The sequence below is a fragment of the Celeribacter baekdonensis B30 genome (genome assembly GCF_000299875.1).
Classification (GTDB): Bacteria; Pseudomonadota; Alphaproteobacteria; order Rhodobacterales; family Rhodobacteraceae; genus Celeribacter; species Celeribacter baekdonensis_A.
The window spans coordinates 1-22,503 of the sequence record NZ_AMRK01000013.1; the positions used below are offsets into that span (position 1 = coordinate 1).

Sequence of the window (22,503 nt, forward strand, 5' to 3'; positions counted from 1 at the left end):
GCGTTGGCGCGAGGCCGACGCCCATCCGGAAGACCACGCGGTGCTGATGGAATTCGCCCGCACGGCAGCGCTGTGCAACGATTCCGTCCTGCGTGTCCGCGGCGAAGACTGGCATGTCGAGGGCGACCCGATGGAGGGGGCGCTGCTGGCGCTCGCGGGTAAGATCACCGGCGACGGAGCTGAGCCATTCCAGAGCTGGTGCCGCGACGACGCGATCCCCTTCGACGCCGCGCATCGCTACATGGCCGTATTGCACCACAGCGAAGAGGGGGCCGCGCGGATCCACGTCAAGGGTGCGCCCGAGGCGGTGCTTGCGCTCTGCCGCGACCAGCGCGCTGCCGGTGGCGGCACCGAGCCGCTCGATCCCGGCTATTGGCACGAGATGGTCGACACCCTTGCGGCCGAAGGCCAGCGGGTGATTGCGGTGGCGGTGCGGATGGTGCCGGGCGGACATGCCGCGCTGAGCACCACCGACCTCGACGGCACGCTCACGCTCATTGGCTTGATCGGCCTGATCGACCCGCCGCGCGCCGAGGCGATTGCGGCGGTGGCCGAATGCCGCGCCGCCGGCATCCGGGTGAAGATGATCACCGGCGACCATGCCGCGACGGCCCGCGCCATCGCCGGGATGATCGGGCTCGAAAACCACGAACGGGTCCTGACCGGCGCGGATGTCGAAGCGATGGACGATGCCGCGCTTACCGATGCCGTGGTCGAGACCGACATCTTCGCCCGCACCTCGCCCGCCCACAAGCTGCGCCTCGTCACCGCGCTTCAGTCCCATGGGCTGACCATCGCGATGACCGGCGACGGGGTGAACGACGCCCCGGCGCTGAAACGGGCCGATGCCGGCATCGCCATGGGGCTGAAGGGCTCGGAGGCGGCGAAGGAGGCGGCCGAGTTCGTGCTGGCCGACGACAATTTCGCCTCGATTGCCGCCGCCGTGCGCGAGGGCCGCACCGTCTACGACAACATCAAGAAGGTGATCAGTTGGACCCTGCCCACCAATGCCGGCGAGGCGATGACCATCATTGTCGCCCTGTTCGCGGGCATGGCGCTTCCGATCACCGCCGTGCAGATCCTCTGGGTCAACCTCATCACCGCGGTGACGCTCGGGATCGCGCTGGCCTTCGAGCCCTCGGAATCCGGCACCATGCGCCGCCCGCCGCGTCCGCGTGACGAGCCGCTTCTGACCGGCGAGCTGGTCTGGCACATCGTGCTGGTCTCGACCCTGTTCCTGACCGCGGTCTTCGGGATGTATTTCTACGCGATCGACAAGGGTTACGACCAGGCGCTGGCGCAGACCCTGGCGATGAACATGCTGGTGGTGCTGGAGATCTTCCATCTGTTCTTCATCCGCAACATCCACGGCACTTCGCTCACCTGGGCTGCGGTGCGCGGCACGCGGATCGTCTGGGCCTGCGTGGTCGCCGTTACCGCCGCGCAATTCGCCATCACCTACGTGCCACCGTTGCAGAGGGTGTTCGGCACGCAGGCCGTGACCCTTGCCGACGGCCTGCTGATCGTCGGCGTCGGCGCTGTGTTCTTCGCCCTGATCGAGACCGAAAAGCAGATGCGGTTGGCGTTTCGGGGGCCGCTGGCGGAACGCGGGAACCAGCGGTGAAACCGGGGCGTCTTGGTGTGGGATGCCGGCCCTTGTGCAAGTCGCGTGTCCCGTCCGCGTTCCAATGTCCCGGGGACACAAAGGAGTCCATTTGTGAAGCTCAGTGGTCTGTCGGTCCGGCTAGGCTGCCCTTTCCCAAATCTCCGATGGCGGGCGGAGCGTGCCCAGGGTTTGTGTCTCCGGCGAAACCCACCGTTCTCGTCAAGCTGCCCAAAGCCGACTTTCGCGTCGATGTGTCCAACGACAGCATAGTCCGCATTGCGTTGGTTCATGTGCCGCGAGGCGAAGGTCTGCTTCGTCAATGCTCGCAGGCACTGTAGGCTGGGAAGATGATGTCGTGGCGGCTGAAATTTCCACGCATGTGACGCAAAGTTCACCGCGAAATCTCCCCTGCCAACACCGCTCTTCCGTGCACCGCCAAAGTTGCTGAAAACCTCTGGCACCCAAACTTGCGGATCACATCGAGCACCCGCGCTTCGTAGGCAGCGTGTCCGATCAAGCGACACAAGTCGGACGCGTGGAACTGGCGGTTCGAAGTTGGTGCGGCTTGCATCTGTCTCAGCAATTCGCGCTCTTTGGGGTCCGTTATTGGTCTCGCGGGCGGCTTGACCGCGGGACGATCTGGAGATCATCCATGCCCGCCGCCGTCCGCACAATCGCTTCGGCTTTGCCCTGCAACTCTGCGCGCTGCGGTATCCCGGGCGGCTGCTGGTGCCGGGCGAGGTCATTCCACTGGCAGTCACGCGCTTTCTGGCAGCGCAGCTTGGGATAAGGCCTGATGACCTGGCCGGATATGCCGCGCGCGAGGAGACCCGGCATGAGCACCTGGCCACCTTGCGCGAAATCTATGGTTACAAGATGTTCGCGGGCCGTGGGGCGCGCGATCTGAAAATCTGGCTTGAAGGTGCGGCCGAAACCGCCCGGTCGAACGAGGATCTGGCACGGCGCTTCGTCGAGCAATGCCGGGCGGCCCAGACCGTCCTGCCCGGAATCACGGTCATCGAGCGGCTTTGCGCGGATGCGCTCGTCGCGGCTGAACGGCGGGTCGACGCCCGGATCGCCAGTCGGCTGGACGATGACATGCGAACGCAGCTCGATGCCCTTCTGACCGAAGATGCGGGCGGCTCGGTTACGCGGTTCGTCTGGCTGCGTCAGTTCGAGATCGGGCGGAACTCGGCTGATATGAACCGCCTGCTGGACCGCCTGGAATACTTGCAGGCTTTGGAATTGGACCGGGGCACTCTGGCGAATGTACCGCCGCACCGGGTTGCCCGCCTTCGCCGGCAGGGCGAGCGATACTTCGCGGGCGATCTGCGGGATATCTCGGGTGACCGCCGTCTCGCCATTCTTGCGGTCTGTGCTCTGGAATGGCGCAGCGCCATTGCCGACGCCGTGGTCGAGACCCACGATCGGATCGTCGGCAAGACCTGGCGCGAGGCGAAATCGCGATGTGACGCCCGGATGGACGATGCCAAATCGGCGCTGAAGGACACCCTGCAATCCTTCGCCACCCTCGGTTCCGCCCTCCTGGAAGCGCATGAGGACCGGGCCTCCCTCGAAGAGGCCGTCGGCAATGCCGGAGATTGGCTATCGCTCAAGGGGCTTGTCGCCACGGCGACCCAGCTCACAGACACCCTGGCCGCCGATCCGCTGGCGCATGTCGGTCACGGTTATCATCGGTTCCGGCGCTACGCGCCGCGCATGTTGCGGGCGCTCGACATTTGCGCCGCGCCCGTGGCGGAACCGCTGCTGGCGGCGAGCGCGATCATCGCGGGCACGGAGACGGCGACGGTCCTGCCACTGACATTCCTTCGTCGAGGCTCGAAATGGTTGCGGCATCTGAACGCGGATGCTGACGAGGCAAGCAGACTCTGGGAGGTCGCGGTCCTGTTCCATCTGCGCGAAGCCTTCCGTTCTGGCGATATCTGGCTCGGGCATTCGCGCAGATTTGGCGATCTGAAGGAAGCGCTGGTCCCGGTCGAGGTCGCACGCGACACGCCAAGGCTGGCCATGCCCTTCGAACCTGAGGCCTGGCTGGCGGATCGTAAGCTGCGCATGTCCGATGCCATATGCCGACTGGCGCGCGCGGCAAAGGCCGGGGCGATCCCCGGCGGCTCCATCGAGGACGGCACCTTGAAAATCGACCGGCTGACCGCGGCGGTTCCCGAGGAAGCCGACGCCCTGGTGCTCGATCTCTATGGCCGCCTGCCGGAAGTCAGGGTCACGGATCTTCTGCTGGAGGTGGACGATGAGATCGGGTTTACCGAGGCCTTCACGCACTTGCGCACCGGCGCGCCCTGCAAGGACAGGATCGGCCTGTTGAATGTGCTGCTTGCCGAGGGATTGAATCTCGGCCTCAGCAAGATGGCCGGGGCCACGAACACGCACGACTTTTTCCAGCTTTCCCGCCTGTCACGCTGGCATGTCGAGAGCGAGGCGATGGCGCGCGCCCTGGCCATGGTGATCGAAGGACAGTCGGCGTTGCCGATGGCACGCTTCTGGGGCGCCGGGCAGACCGCGTCGAGCGACGGCCAGTTCTTCTCGACGACACGTCAGGGCGAGGCGATGAACCTGATCAACGCCAAGTACGGCCATGAACCCGGGCTGAAAGCCTACACCCACGTCTCCGACCAGTTCGGACCCTTCGCCACACAGACCATTCCGGCTACCGTGAACGAAGCGCCCTACATCCTTGACGGCCTGCTGATGACCCGCGCCGGCCAGAAGATCCGCGAGCAGTATGCCGATACCGGCGGCTTCACGGACCACGTCTTCGCTGTCACCGCCCTGCTCGGATTCCAGTTCATCCCCCGCATCCGCGACCTGCCATCCAAGCGCCTCTACCTCTTCGATCCGGCCGCTTGCCCGAAAGAGCTGAAGGGGCTGATCGGCGGCAAGATCAGAGACCGTCTCATCGCCGCGAACTGGCCGGATATCCTGCGCAGCGTGGCAACCATGGCGTCAGGGGCCATGCCGCCGAGCCAACTCCTGCGGAAGTTTGCCTCCTATCCCAGACAGCACGAGCTGGCGGTCACCTTGCGAGAAATCGGACGGGTCGAACGGACGCTCTTCATCATCGATTGGCTGCTCGATGCCGACATGCAGCGCCGCGCACAGATCGGGCTCAACAAAGGTGAGGCCCATCATGCCCTGAAGAACGCCCTTCGCATCGGCCGCCAGGGCGAAATCCGCGATCGCACCTCCGAAGGCCAGCACTTCCGCATGGCCGGGCTGAACCTCCTCGCCGCAATCGTCATCTACTGGAATACCAAGCATCTCGGCCAGGCCGTCGCCAGCCGCCGACGCGAAGGCCTGGACTGCTCGCCCAACCTCCTGGCGCACATCTCGCCCCTCGGATGGGCCCATCTCCTGCTCACGGGGGAGTACAGGTGGCCGAAAAAAGCTTAGCGTAGGATTCTGCCCCCTCCGGCATCAGACCCCTATGTGGGTATGCTCCCCCAAAAGCCGCAGGATGCGATCGGGCAACGCCCGATCAAGCCGTGCCGACCAGTTCTGACCTGGCGCTCCGAGAAGCGCACCAAAATAGTGCGGAGGTATGCCGTTTGCGTAAGCGAGGCGGTGCAGCCAGCTCGACAGAAGTTCACCTGGTGCGGGCATAATGCTCATGGGCCAACGGTTTCCCGCCGCGCCTTCATACCGCTCTGCAGGCGTCACGGAGATCCCGGTCGGCCCAAACCTCATGTCATCTCGTGACGCAAAGCGGAATTGCGGCGCCTCGAGAGAGGCACATAGCCAAGGTCCGACAGGGTTGCGCCCGTGATCCGGTCCTCACCGCGCGAGATTGCCGCAACTGCCGCCCTGGTGACTATCTCGATAACCTCGCCGATCAGCCCCTCTGACAGATCGTGGATGATCTTTGCCAAGGGTTCGCGCGACAGATCGGAGGCATTGGCTAGCGGCAGACTTACCTCAAGGCTGTCCAGAAGTGTCGCGAAATCCTCGTCATACGCCCAGCGTGGAATGGGGATCGTATCGAAGCGTGAGCCCATTTCGTCCGTGTCATGCACCGCATCGTAGATCGCGATTTCGCCGACAAGGACGGGTGAGATGTCATGCACTCGTGCGATCCGCCGCAAGAACGAGAAGATGGCCTTCACATCCTCGCGCCGCCCGCGCAACGCGCTGTGGAACTCGTCGAAGATCAAAAGGCGCGGCTTCAGGCGCTCCAGAAGATGATCGACCTGATCGCCGGCGCGGGCCAGGCTGCGCCAGCCAGCGGCTTGTGGCGCGCGCAATCCGGACAGGATGCTGGCATAGAAATGCGACAGCCCTGCACCTTCCCGGGTCTGAATCACCCACACCTTTTGCTGCTCGGCAACACGCAGATGTTCGACGGCGAAGCGTTCGGCGATCATGGTCTTGCCGTTATGGTAGGGACCGGCAAGCAGCAAACCGCGTGGGCGCAGGGATGGCGGTCGCTCAAGCAGCAGTCGCATCGCGTCATGCGCCGCGCCGGCCGCCGGATGGCTGATCCAGCGCGGCGCGCGCACATGGGCGATCCGCACTGCGTCATCGGCCTGCAAGAGTGGGACGGTGGCGGACATGAGGTGGTCCGGCACCTTACCAATCCTCGATTGGGAAGACCCGCCGCGGACGATCCGGGTCGAGCTTTGCCTGGGCCGAGGCGGAAGGCGTAGCGAAGTCGGCATAAGGCTTCTTTGCCTCGGTGGCATGCCGGGCGCGGGTCATCTCCTTCAAACGGCTTTTGGGGGTTTTGGCGGCGGCAACAGTTGCGGCGATTTCGCGTCGGATCGCTGATGCCTCCTGCACAGGGCGCCGCTGGATTTCACGCCGCTGCTGTCGATCCGCCTGGTGCTGCCAAAGCGTGATCGGCTCGGCCAGTCCGTCCCGTCGCCTGACCGGCCGCCAGGCCTGCGTATCCGGATCCTTGACGTAGACATGGCTGATGTCGCGAGGATCATAGCACAGATCGAGCGGGGCCAGCCGGTCACGACGCGCAACCAGCGGGCCAAGCCAGGGCTCGAAATAGTCGATGGCGAAGAGACTGAAGCCCTGAGGTGAAATCTTCCGCGTCTTGCGTGGCAGGAAATTCAGCAGCACATCGACAGGTGCATCGATCGGCCGGTCTTTCGGCTGGAACCGATCTTCCCACTCTTTCGCCGGAACGGTCAGCTTGCGCGCATTCTGGCTCAGGTTGTGGTCGATGATCGCGAGCGCGATGCAGCGTTCGAGATCCGCGAAGCTGAGCCGTGCCCGCGCTTCCGAGGCATAGTCGCCCCGATCCGCGATGGAACGCCCCGTCTTGCCCGGCAAGGCGCGTAGCGCGGTGTTCACTTTCCCCAGCAGGCGTTCGACGACTCCGCCCCGATGCACGGTGCCCTTGTTCCGCATGCGAATGGAAATACCATAGTCCGCGCATCCTCTGCTGAAGGTGCTGCTTTGGAATTCCTTGGCGGAATCGACGACGATCTGCTTTGGGCGACCGTGCATCGGCCAAGCATGATCGATACTGCGTTCTGCCAGCCAGTCAATCTTGCAGCACATCGCGTGCGCCAGACAAAGTGCCACAGACAGTCGCGACGGCCGCTCGAGGGTCAGGCAGAAGCCGATGATCGCGCTCGTGGCCACATCTGCAGCGATGGTCAGATAGGGACGACCAACGAAAACACCGTAGTCATCAATCACCTCGACAAATTGGATGTCTGCCGGCGTGTGATCGATCTGGACAACGTCGAGCGCGTGGTTAGCCCGGATGTAGCCCGGTCGCGGCTTCAGCCGGTGCAGGTGTTTACCATTTGACAGGCGGCGGCGGGCAATTTCTTCCGGGGCAAACAGGATGGGAATGCGCCGGGCGACAGTGACATAGGCGGGTGGAGTGTGCCCTTCCTCTGCGCAGCGGGCGCGGATCTCTTCGACGATCGGTGCAAGGTCCGGCTGCTCAGGGCGCAACCACATCTCCTGCAGGGTCACCGCGATGATGTTCTCGACTGCGGGGTTGATCCTCGGTTTAGCAGTCGCACGATGGCTTTTGTGTTGACCGTCGCTTCCAGAACGATCTCGTCCTCCACATTTAGCCGCTTTGCAAATTTCAGGATATGCTCGCGCTCAAGCTCCAGGCGACCGGCATCCCTGATCTTGCCGTTCTCCAGGATCGCCACTTGTGCGAAGGTACGATGCACATCGAGGGCAATGATCTTCATGATTGGCTCCTTTCAATGTTCAAAAACAAGGGAGCCAGCGGGCCACACGACAACTACGGATCCGCGCTCGCAGCGCAACCGGGCAAGTCGAAGGGGCGGCCAGATAACAACTCGAGCTCTCAGCTCATGAGATACTTCGGCCTGCCCGCCATTCGTGCTCCCAACACCCCAATCCCGGTGGGTCAATTCTAACCCACATCGAGGTATTATAAACCTCCGATTGGGGTGCCGAGATCATTCATGCCGGATAACAACATCGTTGAGCAGGATCACCGAGGCGTAAAACGGCGGATCAGGCCGATGTTGGGCTTCAAGTCATTCAGATCAGCAACTGCAACTTTGGACGGTATAGAAACGGCACACATGATCAGGAAAGGAGAGTTGGGAAGTGGTTGCCCCTTCGAGATCTATGCCAGTCTTGCCGCGTGACGCGCAACCGAGGAAGCGTCTTTCTTGGCCACACTGAACTTTGCGACGGAACCCCCTCTGTGACTAGCGCGTCGATCCAATCTATCCGGGTAGGGTCGTCAGTCGGACTCAAGTAGAAACTTGAAAAGCCGGGCCGCTGGGCCGGTCTCGGCGCTTGATGTGATTTGCGCGATGAAAAACTGCTTTCTCAAAGGCATTCCTTCGAGCCTTGCTCGTGCCAGCGAGCCCGAAGCAATTTCGCCTCGCACCGCCGTCTCCAGCACGATGGACGCGCCCAGACCGGCGGCCACGCTGCGCTTAACTGCCTCGGTCGAGCCCACATTGCCGATGGTGTCGACATCTTCTGCTTGGGGCCCTAGTGCTTCTGTCAGAAGGGTGCCGGTCCCGCTGCCGCGCTCGCCGCCCAGCATCTTGAGCGTCTTGAGTTCGGCAAAGCTGATCTCTTCGCGCGTGGCAAGTGGATGATCGCTTGGCAGGATGACGATCATTTCATCGCTGAGCCAAGGAGCCACCGTTACGGCGGGGTGGGAAATTGGCCACTCCATCGCGGCGATGTCGATCTCTTCGGCCAGCAACATCTGCGCAACGCGAGGGTTTGGGGCTGAGATGACCTCCCATCGCATCTGCGATGATGTCTGTTTGAGAAAGGATGCCAGCGCATCCGGCATGAAGTATGATGCGATGTTGCCGCTGCACCCGATCTTGAGCGACTCGGATAAAACGGCGGCCTGTGCCCTTTGAGTGGATGTAAGAATCTGCTGTGCATGTGGCAGGAGTCGCAGCCCGGCGTCGGTCAGGCGGCTGCCGCTATGGCTGCGCTGGATCAAGGGCGCGCCTAAGTCCTCCTCCAATTTCTTGATATGTTGCGACAGGGTAGGCTGCGCGATGCCGATCCGGACGGCGGCAGTCTGGAAGCTGCCGAGTTCGGCCAGCGCGACGAAGCTTTTGAGAACAGTCGGGTTCACGTCTCGAGCACCTCGGGATTGACGGCGTGGCGCGGCCGCTTGCCAGAAAGAAAGGCGATGATCTCATCGGCGGCCTCGGCTGCAATCTGGCGGCGCACCTCGCTGACTGCCGATCCGATATGCGGTGTCAGAACCGTTTGGTCACAGGCGAGGAGCGCTGGATGAACTTGCCTTGGCCGATCCGGGCGATGCCAATCCTCCATCTCGAACGTGTCCGCGGCATAGCCGGCAAGGCGGCCTGTGTTCAGCGCCTCCACGACGGCGGCCTCATCCACCAACGATCCGCGCGCGGGATTGACCAGATAAGTCCCTTGTTTCATCGCTGCTAGAAAAGATACATTCACGATGTGCTTGGTCTGGTCCGTCAATGGCAGCGCAAGGATGATGAAGTCAGACAGGCGGGTGAGATCATCGAGCGGAGCGTACTGCGCATCGAGAGCTTTTTCCGTCGTGGGGTCGAGGCGATTTTCGTCGAAGTAGATGCGCCGGCCTCGAAAACCCGAAAGGAGCCGCATTGTCTCGCGGCCCACTGCACCGCCGCCGATGATGCCCACGGTCGCGCCTTGCAGGCTGCCACCATAAAAATTGGGCCGCCACCCGGCGAACGTTCCTGACCGTAGATGCGCGTCTCCCGCACGCATGTTCCGTGCGAGCGCAATGCTGAGGCCAATGGCCAACTCGGCCGTCGGCTCGGTCAAAAGGTTCGGAACATAGGTCAACAGCACCCTGGCATCTGTGCAGGCCCGCTGATCAAGATTATCGAAGCCTTTCAATGCGCCGGCAATAATCTTCAATTTGGGGCAGGCGTCCAGAAATGGGCGGTCGACGCACTCGGTCATGAAGGCCATCAACGCCGATGCATCCGCGCAAGCCGCACGCAATTCGTCGTCGGCGAGTGGATCGCGCCCCTCGCTGGTCACGACATCCCCGTGCGCTGAAAGGCGTGCCAGCGTCTCATCTTCGATCCAGTTGGGCACTACAATTTTGACCATTATCCAACATCCTTAGCTGCGATTTTCCAATCACTAACAGCAAGGAACATATATCGCAATATGTAATAAAACTGTCATATATATTGCGTATCAAAGATACTAACAGAAGGAGAATCGGTGCGATGGATGGGTCAATGAGTATTATGGGACGTGATATTCTGAGCGTCGACGATGTCGAAGTCGTGTACCCGAACGGCACACGCGCACTCAATAAGACCACCTGCCAATTCATGGACGGGGAAGTGACCGTCCTTCTTGGTCCGTCGGGCGCCGGTAAGTCTACGCTTCTTCGCACTCTCAACCTGCTGACCCAGCCAAGCGCAGGACATATCGTGACATCGGCGGGCCAGCAGTTGAAGTCGCGCCGCGATATCCGGTTTCATCGGCGCGACACCGCCATGATCTTTCAGCAGCACCAACTGATCGGCCGCCTGAGCGCTCTGCGCAATGTCCTCATGGCGCGTCTCGGTCGCCATTCTGTCTGGAGCAGTTTGGCAGGCTTTTCGCGCGCCGAGAAACACCTTGCGCTGGAATCTCTCAGCCGCGTGGGCCTCTTTGACAAGGCGCTGACACGCTGTGACAGCCTTTCGGGTGGCCAGCAGCAGCGCGTCGGCATTGCGCGCGCGCTCACGCAGGAGCCAAAGCTGATCCTCGCGGACGAGCCTATCGCATCGCTCGATCCAGCATCTTCGGACCGGGTGATGAAAATCCTCCGCGACGTATGCCGCGAAGACCGAATTCCCGTCATTGTCAGCCTTCACCAACTCGATTTTGCCAAGGCCTATGCCGATCGCATCATCGGTCTCTGTGATGGTGACATCGTTTTTGACGGACCGCCCTCGGCACTGGATAACGCCGCGCTGTCGCGCATCTACGGCGCGCCGGCCGATACGACCAACTGATCTTTCAACTCTTGGAGACTGCCATGAAGAATATCGCAACTCTCACCGCCATGCTGCTGGCCTCAACAGCCGCATTCGCAGCAGGCGATTATGATCCGGACACTTTGCGCGTCGCGCTGCTTCCTGATGAAAACGCCTCGACCGTGATCCAGGATAACAAGCCGCTGGCCGCGTATCTTGAAGAGAAGCTCGGCAAGGATATCGAACTGATCGTCACGACCGATTACTCTTCGATGATCGAGGCGATGCGCTTTGGCCGCGTGGATGTCGCGTATTTTGGGCCGGCCTCCTACACCATCGCCAAGGCCAAGATGGCGGATGGCGATCTGGACATCGAGCCGTTCGCCGCGCGCGTGACGGATGGAAGCACCACCTACCAGTCTGTCCTCATTGCCAATGTCGAAAGCGGTATCGACTCGATCGACGATATCGAAGGGTCGGGCATCGATGTGGCTTTTGGCGATCAGGCATCCACCTCGAGCCACTTCGCGCCGAAATACACGATGATGCTCGAAGGCGTGACGGAGGGCGATGACTATACCCAGAACTTCACGGGCGCGCACGACGCGGTGGCGCGCAACGTCGAGCTGGGCAATGCCGCTGTCGGCGGTCTGAGCCGTCCGATCTACGAGAGCCTGCTGGCCAAGGGGTCGGTTGATGCATCGAAGCTGATTGTCATCGGTTACTCCGCCGATATCCCACAATATCCTTGGGTTATGCGCACCGACATGACCGAGGCGCTTGAAGACTCAATCAAGGACGCCTTCCTGACGCTGGAGCCAGGGACCGACGCGGGCGATGCAGTCCTGACGCCGTTCAAGGCCGACGGGTTCGCAGCAATCACGGATGCCGACTACGACATCATCCGTGACATCCGCAAGAACCTGCAAGCCGACTGAGAATGCCCGAACTAGGAGACCGCCATGACCCGCCTCTTGACTGCCCAGCCTGCGCTGACCAACGCTGAAGATGTGCTGGCCGAGGACAGCAAGGGGCGGCGAAAGCTGCTCCTTCAAATCGCCGTAGTCGCCGCGATCGTCATTGTATCGCTATGGATGACCGGGATGCTAGATCGGAGCCGGTTGACCAGCGGCTTGCCGGCTATCGGTATCCTCGGCACTGAGATGTTCCCGCCGGATTTCGGCCGTTGGCGCGACTGGGTAGGACCCCTTGTCGAGACGCTGGCTATGTCTATCGCCGGCACGGCGCTGGCGGTCGCTCTCTCTTTGCCACTGGGCTTCTTGGCCGCACGGAACACATCGCCCAACAAGGTTATCTACCAAGTCTCGCGGGTCGTCCTGAATACGCTTCGCTCGATCCCAGAATTGATCATGGGTATAATTTTCGTTGCAGCTGTAGGGTTTGGCATGTTGCCTGGTGTTTTGGCCCTTGGCCTCCATTCGGTTGGAATGGTCGGAAAATTCTTTGCGGAGGCCATCGAGCACGCGCATCCTGCACCGATTGAAGCGACCGAGGCGTCAGGAGCCACGTCAATGCAAGTCATCCTGCATGGCGTCCTGCCTCAAGTCTTTCCGCAATTCGCAGATGTGAGCATGTATCGCTGGGAATATAATTTTCGAGCCTCGACCGTCATGGGTATGGTTGGTGCAGGCGGTATCGGCACTGAGCTCGTCGGCTCGCTCCGCCTTCTGGACTACCCACAGGTGTCAGCGGTTTTGCTGGTCATCCTCGCCTGTGTGACCGTTGTGGATATACTCAGCAATATGCTCCGTGCGAAGTTCCGGTGATTTAAGCAGATGCCAAGGTGATTTGCTCGAACAATGAGCCATCACCTCAACGGTTCAGTTTTCTTTCATGCCAGCTTGTTGCATGGGTCAAAATATGGGTGCAGGCGCCCCTTTCCCCGAACGACTATGCGGCACGTTTGAAGACCGCATGACCGAGGCGGGTCATGCGGTTGAGGGTCTTTGTGGCGCCCGATCTGGGCTTCGACGAGGGCTCTGCGATTGTATCCCGTTGCTGACTACCCTGCCATTCGGCCATGCTCGGCGATATGCTCTATGTGAGCGTTGCGCCCATCGCGTAGGCCGGGAACAGCGGTAATTAGTGGCGGGATGGTGATCTCGACATCGGGTCAGAACTTTTGGGTCAAGCAATCGGAAACTACGGTGCCATCATAAGCGGCGTCCGCCAGAACGCGGGTCACCTAGCTTGCGATCCCCACGATGAGGTCGGGCAAGGCGGTTTCGTCGCCGATCTGGTCTGTGGTCAACAGTGAGGCGACGATCTCACCGCTGTCCGGGTCATACCCGATGTGCAGTTGACGCCAGGATTTGCGGGTCTTTCACGTGCCATGCTTTTCGTCCTGCCAGCCCGAACCGCGATGGATCTTCAGGCCTGTGCTATCCACGATCAGCGTGGTGGGGCCACTGGATTGTGGCCTTTCGTCCACGACCGAGAGGTCAATCGCCCGCCGCGATAAGGTCGAGAAGTCTGGAACCGGCAACTCCACGCCCATCAGTCCAAGTAGCGACCGGACGAACTCTTGGGTCTGATGCAACGGCTGGTGAAAGATCAGCCCCCGCGTCAGACACGTCTCAATCGCGAAGTCCGAATATTTTGGCTGACCACCGCGACCCTTTCGCTTCGGCGCTGACCATCGCCCGGCAGCCCCGGCCTCAAGCCAGATCGTAACGTCTCCGCGACGGCGCAGAGCCTCGTTGAAATCCGACCAGTTCGTCACCGTGTATTTCGCCTTGGAAAACTTATCGCGTCGACCAGCGTTGAATATATGCGGCATAGGGCGCTACCTTGAGGATATCAGAACCGGCGTCTTCGCCAAAATCCGCGACCCATGCAACAAGCTGTCAAATCACCACACCAAGATCACTCAGCGCGCGAAATCCCTTCGGAATGTCCGCATTATCACGCAGTTCCAGCACGAGGTGCGGGTCGCTTTCGCAAGCAGCCAAGGCACGGAAGACAGCTGTCCATTCGATTTCCCCTTCCCCCGGGGCCCAGTGGCGGTCGGCATGGCCATCGACGTCTTGCAGGTGGACATGGGCAAGCTGCGCACCGGCATCAGTGATAAAGTCAGCGACGGGTGGGGCGCCAGACATGCGACGGGCTAACTGAGCGTGCCCGGTGTCGATGGAAAGTGCGATTGCTTGTGAGCCAAAGCCATCCACCATCGCGCGACGTGTTTCTGGGCGAACGTCCTGAATGTTTTCGATCACAAGAGTGATGCCCATGTTTTCGGCTGCGCGCACGACGGGGTCTAGAATTTGATGGATGCGGCCAATCTTGCTTTCGGCGTAGCCCGGAAAGCTGAAGAAGTTGTTCTGATACCAAGCCGTGTAAGGGGAATGCAGGACCATCTGGCGCGCGCCGATCCGATCCGCGGCCTCGAGAGCTTTGAGGAACCGCGCAGTAATGATCGGGCGCAGTTCCGAGTCTTTGTTGTCGATATCCAGACCTTCAAAGGGCCCATGAATGCCAAGGCGTCCAGTATGCCCATCAAGCGCCGTCTTGGCGGCGGCAATGCGATCGTCGAATCCGGTGGTTAGCGCGACATGGGACATGAAATCCTGTAGTTCGATATCGCGGGCGGCATCAAACAGCCAATCGCGGTGGTCTGCAATCTCAGATGTTTTCAGGCAGGCGCCTATTTTGAGCGGGGTCATGTCTGTGGGTCCTTGGGTCGGGAATAAACATATAGGTAGCGATGGCACAGCAAAGACACAGGGCCATGACAGCAAAAGACCACCAGCCGCCGTAGGTTTGTGTGGTCCATGCAAAAGCAAAAGGGGCGGAGGCGTTGATCCCCATTTGCACGAAGGAGATCCACCCCAGTCGTGCACCGTAACCTTTGGTACCGAATAGCGCCAAAGGCAGGGTACCGCGCGCGATGGTTTTGATCCCGTCGCCCATTCCGTAAAGTGCGGCCGCAAGCAGTAGTCCAGTTAACGTAAATCCGAAGATCAACAGGACGACAAAGCCAGAAAACATCAGGCCGAGGCTAAGCGCATAGGTCACCAATGGGTACATGCTGCGACTGACCAACATCTCAAAAAACCGGCCCACGGTTTTGAACGGGCCGATGACGGCACCGGCGAAGGCTGCCGTATGGGGCCCTATCGGAAGGTCTCTTCGTAGAACCACGCTAATGTGGAACATTGCGTGAACATACTCACGTTCCCCAATCTCTAGATGGCCTGATGTTCAGTGGCCGCGCAATTTTGCGCTCTGCGGCCCCGGAATGCCAGTCGAAGTCACCGGAGAGGATGACGTGGTCCCATCCGAGAGGCGACGTGCGCGCAAGCAGCTTGGCGTCGTAGAGCGGACTGGTCTGTGCAAGATGGTTTGCTGCCTTGTCCATGTAGATCGTGTTCCAAAACGTGATGGCGGCGATGACGAGGTTGAGCGCCATGGCCCGTTTTTGTTGGGCCGCGTCGGAGCGATCATGAATGCGCCCTTGTGAGTGGGCGAAGACGGCCCGCGCTAGCGAGTGTCGGGCTTCACCCTTGTTGAGGCCAGCGTGGCATTCCATGCGTAGGTCGGCGTTCTCGATCCATTCGAGCATGAAGAGTGTGCGCTCGATCCTGCCGATTTCACCCAGGGCGAGATACAGCCGGTTTTGCTGGCGATACGCCCCAAGCTTGCGCAGGATTTCAGACGGTTTGAGAGACTTGTCGCGGATGCTGGCCGCGAGCCGCATGATATCACCCCAATGCTGCCGGATCACCTCTTCGTTGATTGGCCTCCCAATGAGGGATGAGAGGGTGGGCCACGCCTTCGCGCTTCCGAAGCATCCCAGCCGCCGGTCGGGAAAGTCGCGCAGGCGCGGGGCAAAGGTCATCCCCAAGAGATGGAACAGGGCGAAGACGTGGTCCGACACGCCGCCTGTATCTGTGTAATGCACGAGCGGGTCGAAGCTGGCCGGGTTGGTCAAGAGACCATCAAGCACGAAAGGAGCTTCGCCTGCCGTCGCCCCGATGACGCTGGAATGGAACGAGCCGTATTGGCCTGACAGGAAGGAGTAGATTTTCAGGCCCGGATCAGGCCCGTACTTCGCGTTGATGAGCCCGCTGCCGCGATTGGCGGCAAAGAACTGGCCGTCCGATGAGCTGTGCTCCGCCGCGCCCCAGTGCTGCGCAAAGGGCAAACTATGATGGGCGTCGACGATACGACCCAAGGCATCCGCGAATGTTTCCGGCCGAAGGTACCATGTTTGCGCCCAGGTCAGCTGCGCGTGGCTGACACGCGATGAGGCATGGGCCATCCGCTCCAGTCCGAGATTGGTGGCCCCGGCCAGGATCGTGGCCAGAACGGCGGCTGGCTCATCGTGCTGCTTGCCAGACCGCAGATCGGTGAAGGCATCAAGGAACCCGGTCCGCGCGTTCACCTCCCAGAGCAACTCTGTGATGCGGATGCGGGGCATCACGGCATCAATCGCCCGTTCCAGGCGTACGGCGGCGGGCGGTGTGATCGCGTCATGTGGCGTAATCTTCAACCGCCCACGTTCAATGCGGACACCAGAAAGTGCATTGCGCTTCAGGGCGCGCTCAACCTGGTCAAAGCGTTTCGCCATCGTTGCCCGCCGGTCAGATAGCCATGCGTCCGGATCGGTTTCGAAGCCCGCATCCCGCATGATGGTTTCGGCTTTGTCCCGTGGCTTCAGGTAGCTGTCGAACCGGCGATATTCACGGCTGCCGTCGACCCAGACATCTCCGGCGCGAAGGCGCTCGCGCAAGGTAGACACAACGGCGGTCTCGTACACACGCCGTTGTGGCTTACCGTCCTGGACGATCAGCGACGGCCAATGCTTGGCTGCGAAGGGCATGGGCGGATCATCGGGCAACTTGCGTTTACCGGTGCGGTTCTGGTCGCGCAGCAAGGCGATTGCGTCCTTGAGGTCATCCCCTGCATCGGTGGCGTTGAACTCGAAAGCCTCAAGGAAGGTAGGAGCAAACTTGCGCATATAGGCATAGCGCTCAGCCGCCAGAGCGAGTGGGTCACTGGTTGCCAACTCCCCGAAGTCGGCGATTTCGTCACGCTTGCCCAGAAGAGTCTCCCACCCGACATCCGCATCCAACGCAGCAAAGGGATCTTGGTCCAGATCTTGTGCGCGGGCCATGGCATCAATGGACGCGCCGAAGAGCTGCATCAGTTTGCCAACCCGGGTCTTGCCCATGCGCCAGACCTCCTCCTGGCGATTGCGGGAGCGTGAGAAGAGCTGGCCGGTCAGACGCTCGAACATGGCGATGGTCGCGTCGGTGATCGTGATGGATAAATCCGCCATCTGCGCCGCGAGCGTTGCGATCCGTCGCCGTTCGCCAAAATCGTTCAGCAAGCTCACAGGGGCCACCGCGCCCTCGCGCGCGAACTTGAGCAACCGGTCAGGGTGGAGGCCGTGCCCAAGGTTTGGCGGCAAATCCAACGATCGCAGATAGTTCAAGCGATCCAGAAGCGCGGTCATGCTGGCTGGACTGGTCGAATGCGGATAGCCACGCAACCACGTGAGACGCGTTTGCCCAAGAGACGGATCGTTCACCAAGAGAGCCTGCAACTGGTCACGTTGCTCCAGTGACAGAACATCGAACAACGCAGCGGCAGCCTCACGCCGGGCGCGAGCCCGCCCCTTCAGGGCAAGGCGCTCAAGCGTATCCACGCTCGGTAGCACCAGATGTTGCTTGCGCAGCTCCGCAACCAGCGTCTCAACAATCTTCATGCCATGATCCGTCGCAAAAGCCGCCGTCGTGGCGATATCCTCCGCCTGCTGCACATGTTCAGGTCCGAAAGGGGCCAATCCCAAATGGCGCATCGCAAGGGCATGGTGCTCATGACGCGTATTTCGCCTGGCGGCGTAGTCGTCGAGAGTACACCCGCTGATCTGAAGTTGTTCTGCAAGCCACGCGATCAGTTCGGCGGGCGGCATCGTGTCTTGGCCCCACCCAAGGCCGGGATAACGCAGCAAAGAAATATGTACTGCAAGACCAAGATGGTTTTCGGCGCGGCGACGGGTTCGGATCAGATCAACGTCATCCCCGCTTAGCAGATAGCGACGGACCAAGGCTTCGTAATCTGTAGGCACCCCGAAGAGGTCCGCACGCGCGCGGGATGAAAGTAGTCGACGGGCCATCAGGTGTCCTCAAAACGGTGTTGCAAGTTTGAAGACGTCGAATATTATAGAGACTGATAAAAAGACAGATATGATGCGAAAATCCACGCTCCCGGCAACCACTGGAAATCAAGCCCTAAAACGGCCGTTTTGGAGACACAATGACACGCACTGGCGACATCCTCGGATACGCAAGGGTCTCAACCGCCGACCAAGATCTCACCGGCCAAAAAGACCGACTGCTGCAACACGGTGCAATTCGCGTGTTCGAAGACGTGATCTCCGGCAAAACTTTCGTCCGGCCCGGTCTGGCAGCCTTGCTTGATCAGGCAAGGCCCAACGATACCCTCGCCGTCATCCGCCTCGATCGATTGGGGCGCTCGCTCAAGGAACTTCTGGAAACCGTCGACGACCTCAAAGCCAGAGAGATCAACCTGATCAGCCTCGAGGAACGGATCGATACAACATCAGCCGCTGGAGAACTCGTGTTCCACGTCTTTGGGGCCATTGCGCATTTCGAGCGACGCTTGATCTCAGAGCGCACCAAAGACGGCCTGATCAACGCTCGAAAGCATGGCCGCACCCCAGGACGGCCTGCATTACCGCCAGAGACGATCTCAGCCCTCCAAGATCTCGTCAGCGCTGGAAAATCCGTCGCTCAAGCCGCAAAACACCTCGGCATAGGCAGATCAACAGCTTACAAGGCGATCAGAAATGCCACACCATAAGTCATGTTCAGGCTTCGTTCTTCCTTAGCGTGGTTCTACGAAGAAACCTTCCGATGGGGCCTGTTGCAGAGCTCGACGCGAAGATGAGATGTGCCGCCAAAAAAGCGGACTCGATCCGCCGCGCACAAACCATGCCGGGCGTGGGTCCTTTCACGGCGCTTGCGATCGAGACGTTTGCACCTGACCTGGCCACGTTCAAACGCGATCGCGATTTTGCCGCGTGGCTTAGGCTCGTGCCCAAGCAGCACTCGACCGGCGGCAAGGCCCGGCTTGGGAAGACCTCGAAGATGGGGCAGCGCGACATCCGCACCCTCCTGGTCTCTGGAGCCATGGCAGTCCTTCAGGCTGTCGAGCGGTTCGACACCCCGAACAATGGCTGGCTGAAGCGCCTGCTGACCCGCAAGCCACGCATGGTCGCCGCGATTGCGCTGGCCAACAAGATGGCACGTGGCCTCTGGGCCATGATGACGAAACAAGAGGATTACCGGCATCCGGCGGCGGCGATGGCGTAGCGAAGGTTGCGCGTCACGACGTCCCGGTAAGTTGGGGGTGTGAGGAGGTCACTGAACAGTAAGGGCAAAGGATCGATCAGATCCGGGTCAGAGAAAGCAGCATTTGTGCAGGAGCCACCGAGCTCGGTCTGTTGATTTGCTTCTGGTCCGCGCATCGCCATACCGGCCCGCGGATCTTGAAAGCGCCGCATATCATGGCCTGACAGAAGACCGCACTCGATTACACGTTCATAAGGAAAAAACCTCTTGCACAAACGGCGGCAACCACAGAAGCCTATACTTTTCGTCGTATGACTGACCACGAAGAGTATGCAATTCTCTGCAACACCAGCAAGGAACCCATTTTATGGAAAACTGGAATATCACTATCAAAGCACCAACGGGTGAATTTGACGCGACGCTGACTTTAGGTGATGAGGGCGGTGTTCCGGTTGGAGAGATGGCTGGTAAGAATGGAAAAGGTCCAATGCAAGATTTGGAACTTAGTCCGGCAGCCATTGCTTGGTCCACAAAGGTTGAGCGTCCAATGCCGATGAAGCTGAAATTCCAAGGAACACTTGACGGGGACACCATGTCTGGAACGGTGAAATTCGGTCTCTTTGCATCCGGGACATTTAGCGGGTTGAAAGCCTGAATCGCCTGATTTTACTTGGTAATGTGTTGAATCTAGGTTCGGTCCTTAGTCGGTTCGACCGAATTTGCGCATCAGCCCTGCGAGCGCGGCCAGCGAAGCGATCAAACTGCCGTAACTGATTACAACGACTTTGAGCCCTAACAATGGCACCAAAAGCCCGGCTATCACGACCGGCAAACCGAATGCCAGGTAGCTGATACAGAATAGCGCTGCGAAAGTTTCTCCTCTGACATCCTCGGGCACCAGCGGAATAATCGAGCGGATGAAGCCATAAAAGCAGGTGCCAAAACCCGCCCCCACAACGGCGAGCGCACTAAGGTAGAGCACTAAGTTTTCGTATTGAATTCCAAACAAGGTGGCGAGGGTTCCCATTGCGAGCGCTGCGGTGCCGAACAAAATGACCTCACGAGCAGAGTAGTTGCGCGCAATAAAACAAGCCAGCGCACCAACCCCAGCCAGCAGTGCGACCACGAACCCTTGGACGATCACATTTTGAATACCAAAAACCTGTGAGATGATGAGCGCGCCAAGCGACAGATACAGCCCCCCTGTGGCCCAGCCCGCGAATAGCGCCGGAGCGCCACGCCAGAAGGTGCCCCTGACTTCGATCGGGAGGCCAACGCGAGGCTTCAGCGCCTGCAACAAGCCTTCATGCCGTGGCGATGTTTCGGGCAAGCCCCATGTGGCCAGCGCCAGCACCAGGCTGGCCACGGCAATCCCGGTGAATATATCAAATTTTGGCTCGGTAAGGTACTCCATCGCGAAGCCGGATATCAAGGCCCCCAGGGCCAGCCCGACGAGGGGGATGACTGAATTACAGATCGCCGCGATGCCCTTGAATTCAGGGGGTTCAAGATCCGTAATCGCAGCCGACAGCGTAGACAACAGAAGGCCGCATGCTACGCCCTGTACTACTCGAGCCAATAACAACGCAGACACAGAACCTGACAATTCGAATCCGGCGGCGGAAACAGCGAGAAGCACGAACCCCATCGACAGAACAGGGCGTCGCCCGACATGATCCGAGATTGATCCGGCCACTAACAGTGTCGCAAGAAGGGCAATTGCGTAGATTGCGAATATCTCCGACACGACCAAAGACGAAAAACCAAGTTGCTGCTGCAAGAGCGGATAAAAAGGGGACGGCGCGCTCGCGCTCGCCATCATCAGAGCGCTTCCGGTAAGCACGATTGCGAAACCAGCGCGCTCTCTAGCCTTGGGTGACATCACAATCGTGGTCATTTTGGAATGCAGTCCTTCAGGAGGGTTCGAAGTTTATCGAACCTTTCTCTAGTTTCTTTCTGCGGAAGGTTCAAGTATATTCGAACCATGAGTATCTTACCCGACACTGCCAGCCCCGATCTTGCGCACCCGCAGGAACAGGAGCTGCAACTGACGCAGGTCTTGTTCGCACTCAGCGATCCGGGCCGGTTGGACATCGTGCGTCAGCTCCGCGACGGCCCGGTCGAAATGGCAAACTGCAATTTAATGGACCCGGAAGTGGCGAAATCCACCAAGTCGCACCTGTTCAAAGTGTTGCGCGAAGCAGGTGTGATCCGGAATATCCCCAAGGGGCGAGGTCGCCTGCTTTCACTGCGAAGAGATGCGCTTGACCGTCGCTTTCCTGGTTTGCTGGAAGCAGTGCTGAACGCAAACTAAGGGCGTGCCGCATCGATTTGCGTATGCATTGCTTGTTTTTCTGTGCTGGATGTTAAAGCTGCTAACTGGTGTGCATGCTGGCTAGCGCCTTTCCCGTACCGTTTCTCAGCGCCGCTCACGGCCCTGTGATTAGAAAAAGCCACACCACCCCTAGACGACCGGTCTAATGAGGCTATATCGAGGGTCATGGAACAGAAAAACGACACACGCTCACAGATACTGACCACAGGACGACGCCTGACAGCCAAGCAGGGCTACACAGGTGTCGGTCTGAGTGCGCTGTTGAAAGAGGCCGGTGTTCCGAAAGGGTCGTTCTATCACTATTTCGCCTCCAAGGAAGCTTATGGCTGTGCGCTGTTGAACGATTTTATGACGGAGTATGGCACACGCCTGAACGCGTCGCTTGCGCATCCGGACATGGATGCACGGTCTCGGTTTCTGACCTATTTCGAAGAGTGGCGGAAAAAACAGATCAGCCCCAACCTCGAAGACCGGTGCTTGGTCGTCAAACTGTCCGCAGAGGTTGCTGACCTCTCGGAGAATATGAGCAATATCTTGCAGAAAAGTGTGTCCGAAATCGTCGCGCGCCTGACGGAGACCCTTGAACAGGGAACGGACGATGGCACGATCGCCGCGCTTGAAGACCCCCGCTCCACGGCAGAAATGATCTACCACATGTGGCTTGGAGCCAGCCTCGTCGCGAGCCTCTCGCACAGTGAAGCCCCGCTCAATTCCGCTATGAATGCCACAAAGGTGCTCGTTCCAGGAACATAACCCCAAAAATTTTGACACATC

General features: G+C 60.1%; 19 protein-coding genes and 4 pseudogenes. 11 read left to right on the plus strand and 12 right to left on the minus strand.

The window, feature by feature from the left end:
* Window positions 1–1,624 (plus strand): HAD-IC family P-type ATPase (locus B30_RS17655; protein WP_009573526.1); only part of this gene is annotated, 1,624 nt, incomplete at its 5' end.
* Between the two features lie 373 nt (window positions 1,625–1,997).
* On the opposite strand, the pseudogene B30_RS22560 reads toward B30_RS17655, so the two are convergent.
* Window positions 1,998–2,252, minus strand: a pseudogene (locus tag B30_RS22560) (hypothetical protein); the annotation flags it as partial.
* Between B30_RS22560 and B30_RS17660 the strand changes: the two are divergent.
* Window positions 2,240–5,032: pseudogene (locus tag B30_RS17660) on the plus strand (Tn3 family transposase); the annotation flags it as partial. The pseudogenes B30_RS22560 and B30_RS17660 sit on opposite strands and share 13 nt — an antisense overlap.
* Before the next feature lie 24 nt (window positions 5,033–5,056).
* On the opposite strand, the gene B30_RS22820 reads toward B30_RS17660, so the two are convergent.
* The 4 genes from B30_RS22820 to B30_RS17680 are packed head-to-tail and all read right to left on the minus strand — an operon-like array spanning window position 5,057 to window position 7,806.
* Window positions 5,057–5,326, minus strand: a complete 270-nt coding sequence (locus tag B30_RS22820; RefSeq protein WP_040402893.1) for a TniQ family protein — start codon at window positions 5,324–5,326, stop codon at window positions 5,057–5,059.
* Window positions 5,323–6,189 (minus strand): TniB family NTP-binding protein, encoded by an 867-nt coding sequence (locus B30_RS17670; RefSeq protein WP_009573528.1) that lies wholly within the window; start codon window positions 6,187–6,189, stop codon window positions 5,323–5,325. Before B30_RS17670 ends, B30_RS22820 begins: the two co-directional genes overlap by 4 nt.
* Before the next feature lie 16 nt (window positions 6,190–6,205).
* Window positions 6,206–7,576, minus strand: coding sequence for a Mu transposase C-terminal domain-containing protein (locus tag B30_RS17675; protein WP_009573529.1), 1,371 nt, complete (start codon window positions 7,574–7,576; stop codon window positions 6,206–6,208).
* Window positions 7,573–7,806, minus strand: a complete 234-nt coding sequence (locus B30_RS17680) for a hypothetical protein (RefSeq protein WP_009573530.1) — start codon at window positions 7,804–7,806, stop codon at window positions 7,573–7,575. Before B30_RS17680 ends, B30_RS17675 begins: the two co-directional genes overlap by 4 nt.
* Before the next feature lie 249 nt (window positions 7,807–8,055).
* Between B30_RS17680 and B30_RS21850 the strand changes: the two are divergent.
* Window positions 8,056–8,235: pseudogene (locus B30_RS21850) on the plus strand (DDE-type integrase/transposase/recombinase); the annotation flags it as partial.
* A 98-nt stretch (window positions 8,236–8,333) separates the two neighbouring features.
* Here B30_RS21850 and B30_RS17685 read toward each other — a convergent pair.
* Both B30_RS17685 and B30_RS17690 read right to left on the minus strand, forming a co-directional pair.
* Window positions 8,334–9,200: a LysR family transcriptional regulator gene (locus B30_RS17685; protein WP_009573532.1), complete on the minus strand. Its 867-nt coding sequence runs from the start codon at window positions 9,198–9,200 to the stop codon at window positions 8,334–8,336.
* Entirely contained in the window at window positions 9,197–10,192 is a 996-nt protein-coding gene (locus B30_RS17690) for an NAD(P)-dependent oxidoreductase (RefSeq protein ID WP_009573548.1), read from the minus strand. Before B30_RS17690 ends, B30_RS17685 begins: the two co-directional genes overlap by 4 nt.
* A 134-nt stretch (window positions 10,193–10,326) precedes the next feature.
* Between B30_RS17690 and phnC the strand changes: the two genes are divergently transcribed.
* Genes phnC through phnE form a run of 3 tightly spaced genes read left to right on the plus strand, consistent with a single transcriptional unit; the run spans window position 10,327 to window position 12,842 of the window.
* Window positions 10,327–11,094 carry a phosphonate ABC transporter ATP-binding protein gene (phnC, locus tag B30_RS17695; RefSeq protein WP_198430635.1) on the plus strand — a complete coding sequence of 256 codons (768 nt, stop codon included), beginning with the start codon at window positions 10,327–10,329 and terminating at the stop codon, window positions 11,092–11,094.
* Between the two features lie 23 nt (window positions 11,095–11,117).
* Window positions 11,118–11,993, plus strand: coding sequence for a phosphate/phosphite/phosphonate ABC transporter substrate-binding protein (gene phnD, locus B30_RS17700; RefSeq protein ID WP_009573550.1), 876 nt, complete (start codon window positions 11,118–11,120; stop codon window positions 11,991–11,993).
* 24 nt (window positions 11,994–12,017) lie between these two features.
* The gene (gene phnE / locus B30_RS17705; protein WP_009573551.1) at window positions 12,018–12,842 is read left to right on the plus strand and encodes a phosphonate ABC transporter, permease protein PhnE; all 825 of its coding nucleotides are present in this window, start codon (window positions 12,018–12,020) and stop codon (window positions 12,840–12,842) included.
* Window positions 12,843–13,399: 557 nt separating this feature from the next.
* Here the strand turns inward: phnE and B30_RS22565 are convergent.
* From B30_RS22565 to B30_RS17725, 4 genes are all read right to left on the minus strand, one after another.
* Window positions 13,400–13,855: an IS5/IS1182 family transposase gene (locus tag B30_RS22565; protein WP_009573552.1), complete on the minus strand. Its 456-nt coding sequence runs from the start codon at window positions 13,853–13,855 to the stop codon at window positions 13,400–13,402.
* Between the two features lie 67 nt (window positions 13,856–13,922).
* Window positions 13,923–14,738 carry a sugar phosphate isomerase/epimerase family protein gene (locus B30_RS17715; protein WP_009573553.1) on the minus strand — a complete coding sequence of 272 codons (816 nt, stop codon included), beginning with the start codon at window positions 14,736–14,738 and terminating at the stop codon, window positions 13,923–13,925.
* Window positions 14,698–15,090, minus strand: a complete 393-nt coding sequence (locus tag B30_RS17720) for a hypothetical protein (protein WP_157789838.1) — start codon at window positions 15,088–15,090, stop codon at window positions 14,698–14,700. The genes B30_RS17715 and B30_RS17720 overlap by 41 nt, the downstream gene beginning before the upstream one ends.
* A 154-nt stretch (window positions 15,091–15,244) precedes the next feature.
* Window positions 15,245–18,196 (minus strand): Tn3 family transposase, encoded by a 2,952-nt coding sequence (locus B30_RS17725; protein WP_009573555.1) that lies wholly within the window; start codon window positions 18,194–18,196, stop codon window positions 15,245–15,247.
* Window positions 18,197–18,336: 140 nt separating this feature from the next.
* Between B30_RS17725 and B30_RS17730 the strand changes: the two genes are divergently transcribed.
* The 3 genes and pseudogenes from B30_RS17730 (at window position 18,337) to B30_RS17740 (ending at window position 20,049) form a co-directional block, all read left to right on the plus strand.
* Complete coding sequence (locus B30_RS17730) at window positions 18,337–18,903, plus strand: recombinase family protein (RefSeq protein ID WP_009573556.1); 567 nt, start codon at window positions 18,337–18,339, stop codon at window positions 18,901–18,903.
* Between the two features lie 107 nt (window positions 18,904–19,010).
* Window positions 19,011–19,415 (plus strand): annotated as a pseudogene (locus B30_RS17735) (transposase); the annotation flags it as partial.
* Window positions 19,416–19,761: 346 nt separating this feature from the next.
* Window positions 19,762–20,049 carry a hypothetical protein gene (locus B30_RS17740; RefSeq protein WP_009573558.1) on the plus strand — a complete coding sequence of 96 codons (288 nt, stop codon included), beginning with the start codon at window positions 19,762–19,764 and terminating at the stop codon, window positions 20,047–20,049.
* Between the two features lie 45 nt (window positions 20,050–20,094).
* Here the strand turns inward: B30_RS17740 and B30_RS17745 are convergent, their stop codons facing one another.
* On the minus strand, window positions 20,095–21,291 hold the full coding sequence (locus tag B30_RS17745) for an MFS transporter (RefSeq protein WP_009573559.1): 1,197 nt from the start codon (window positions 21,289–21,291) through the stop codon (window positions 20,095–20,097).
* An 87-nt stretch (window positions 21,292–21,378) separates the two neighbouring features.
* Here B30_RS17745 and B30_RS17750 point away from each other — a divergent pair, with 87 nt between their 5' ends.
* Together B30_RS17750 and B30_RS17755 are read left to right on the plus strand one after the other, a co-directional pair.
* On the plus strand, window positions 21,379–21,708 hold the full coding sequence (locus B30_RS17750; protein ID WP_009573560.1) for an ArsR/SmtB family transcription factor: 330 nt from the start codon (window positions 21,379–21,381) through the stop codon (window positions 21,706–21,708).
* A gap of 186 nt (window positions 21,709–21,894) precedes the next feature.
* Entirely contained in the window at window positions 21,895–22,482 is a 588-nt protein-coding gene (locus B30_RS17755) for a TetR/AcrR family transcriptional regulator (protein ID WP_009573561.1), read from the plus strand.
* The last annotated feature ends 21 nt before the right edge of the window (window positions 22,483–22,503 follow it).

What these genes read in the sequence shown, in the direction of transcription:
- B30_RS22820 (WP_040402893.1), bottom strand. Translation starts at nt 5,326, where the DNA reads ATGAGGTTTGGGCCGACCGGGATCTCCGTGACGCCTGCAGAGCGGTAT.
- B30_RS17670 (WP_009573528.1), bottom strand. Translation starts at nt 6,189, where the DNA reads ATGTCCGCCACCGTCCCACTCTTGCAGGCCGATGACGCAGTGCGGATC.
- B30_RS17680 (WP_009573530.1), bottom strand. Translation starts at nt 7,806, where the DNA reads ATGAAGATCATTGCCCTCGATGTGCATCGTACCTTCGCACAAGTGGCG.
- B30_RS17690 (WP_009573548.1), bottom strand. Translation starts at nt 10,192, where the DNA reads ATGGTCAAAATTGTAGTGCCCAACTGGATCGAAGATGAGACGCTGGCA.
- phnC (WP_198430635.1), top strand. Translation starts at nt 10,327, where the DNA reads ATGAGTATTATGGGACGTGATATTCTGAGCGTCGACGATGTCGAAGTC.
- phnD (WP_009573550.1), top strand. Translation starts at nt 11,118, where the DNA reads ATGAAGAATATCGCAACTCTCACCGCCATGCTGCTGGCCTCAACAGCC.
- phnE (WP_009573551.1), top strand. Translation starts at nt 12,018, where the DNA reads ATGACCCGCCTCTTGACTGCCCAGCCTGCGCTGACCAACGCTGAAGAT.
- B30_RS22565 (WP_009573552.1), bottom strand. Translation starts at nt 13,855, where the DNA reads ATGCCGCATATATTCAACGCTGGTCGACGCGATAAGTTTTCCAAGGCG.
- B30_RS17715 (WP_009573553.1), bottom strand. Translation starts at nt 14,738, where the DNA reads ATGACCCCGCTCAAAATAGGCGCCTGCCTGAAAACATCTGAGATTGCA.
- B30_RS17725 (WP_009573555.1), bottom strand. Translation starts at nt 18,196, where the DNA reads ATGGCCCGTCGACTACTTTCATCCCGCGCGCGTGCGGACCTCTTCGGG.
- B30_RS17730 (WP_009573556.1), top strand. Translation starts at nt 18,337, where the DNA reads ATGACACGCACTGGCGACATCCTCGGATACGCAAGGGTCTCAACCGCC.
- B30_RS17740 (WP_009573558.1), top strand. Translation starts at nt 19,762, where the DNA reads ATGGAAAACTGGAATATCACTATCAAAGCACCAACGGGTGAATTTGAC.
- B30_RS17745 (WP_009573559.1), bottom strand. Translation starts at nt 21,291, where the DNA reads ATGACCACGATTGTGATGTCACCCAAGGCTAGAGAGCGCGCTGGTTTC.
- B30_RS17750 (WP_009573560.1), top strand. Translation starts at nt 21,379, where the DNA reads ATGAGTATCTTACCCGACACTGCCAGCCCCGATCTTGCGCACCCGCAG.
- B30_RS17755 (WP_009573561.1), top strand. Translation starts at nt 21,895, where the DNA reads ATGGAACAGAAAAACGACACACGCTCACAGATACTGACCACAGGACGA.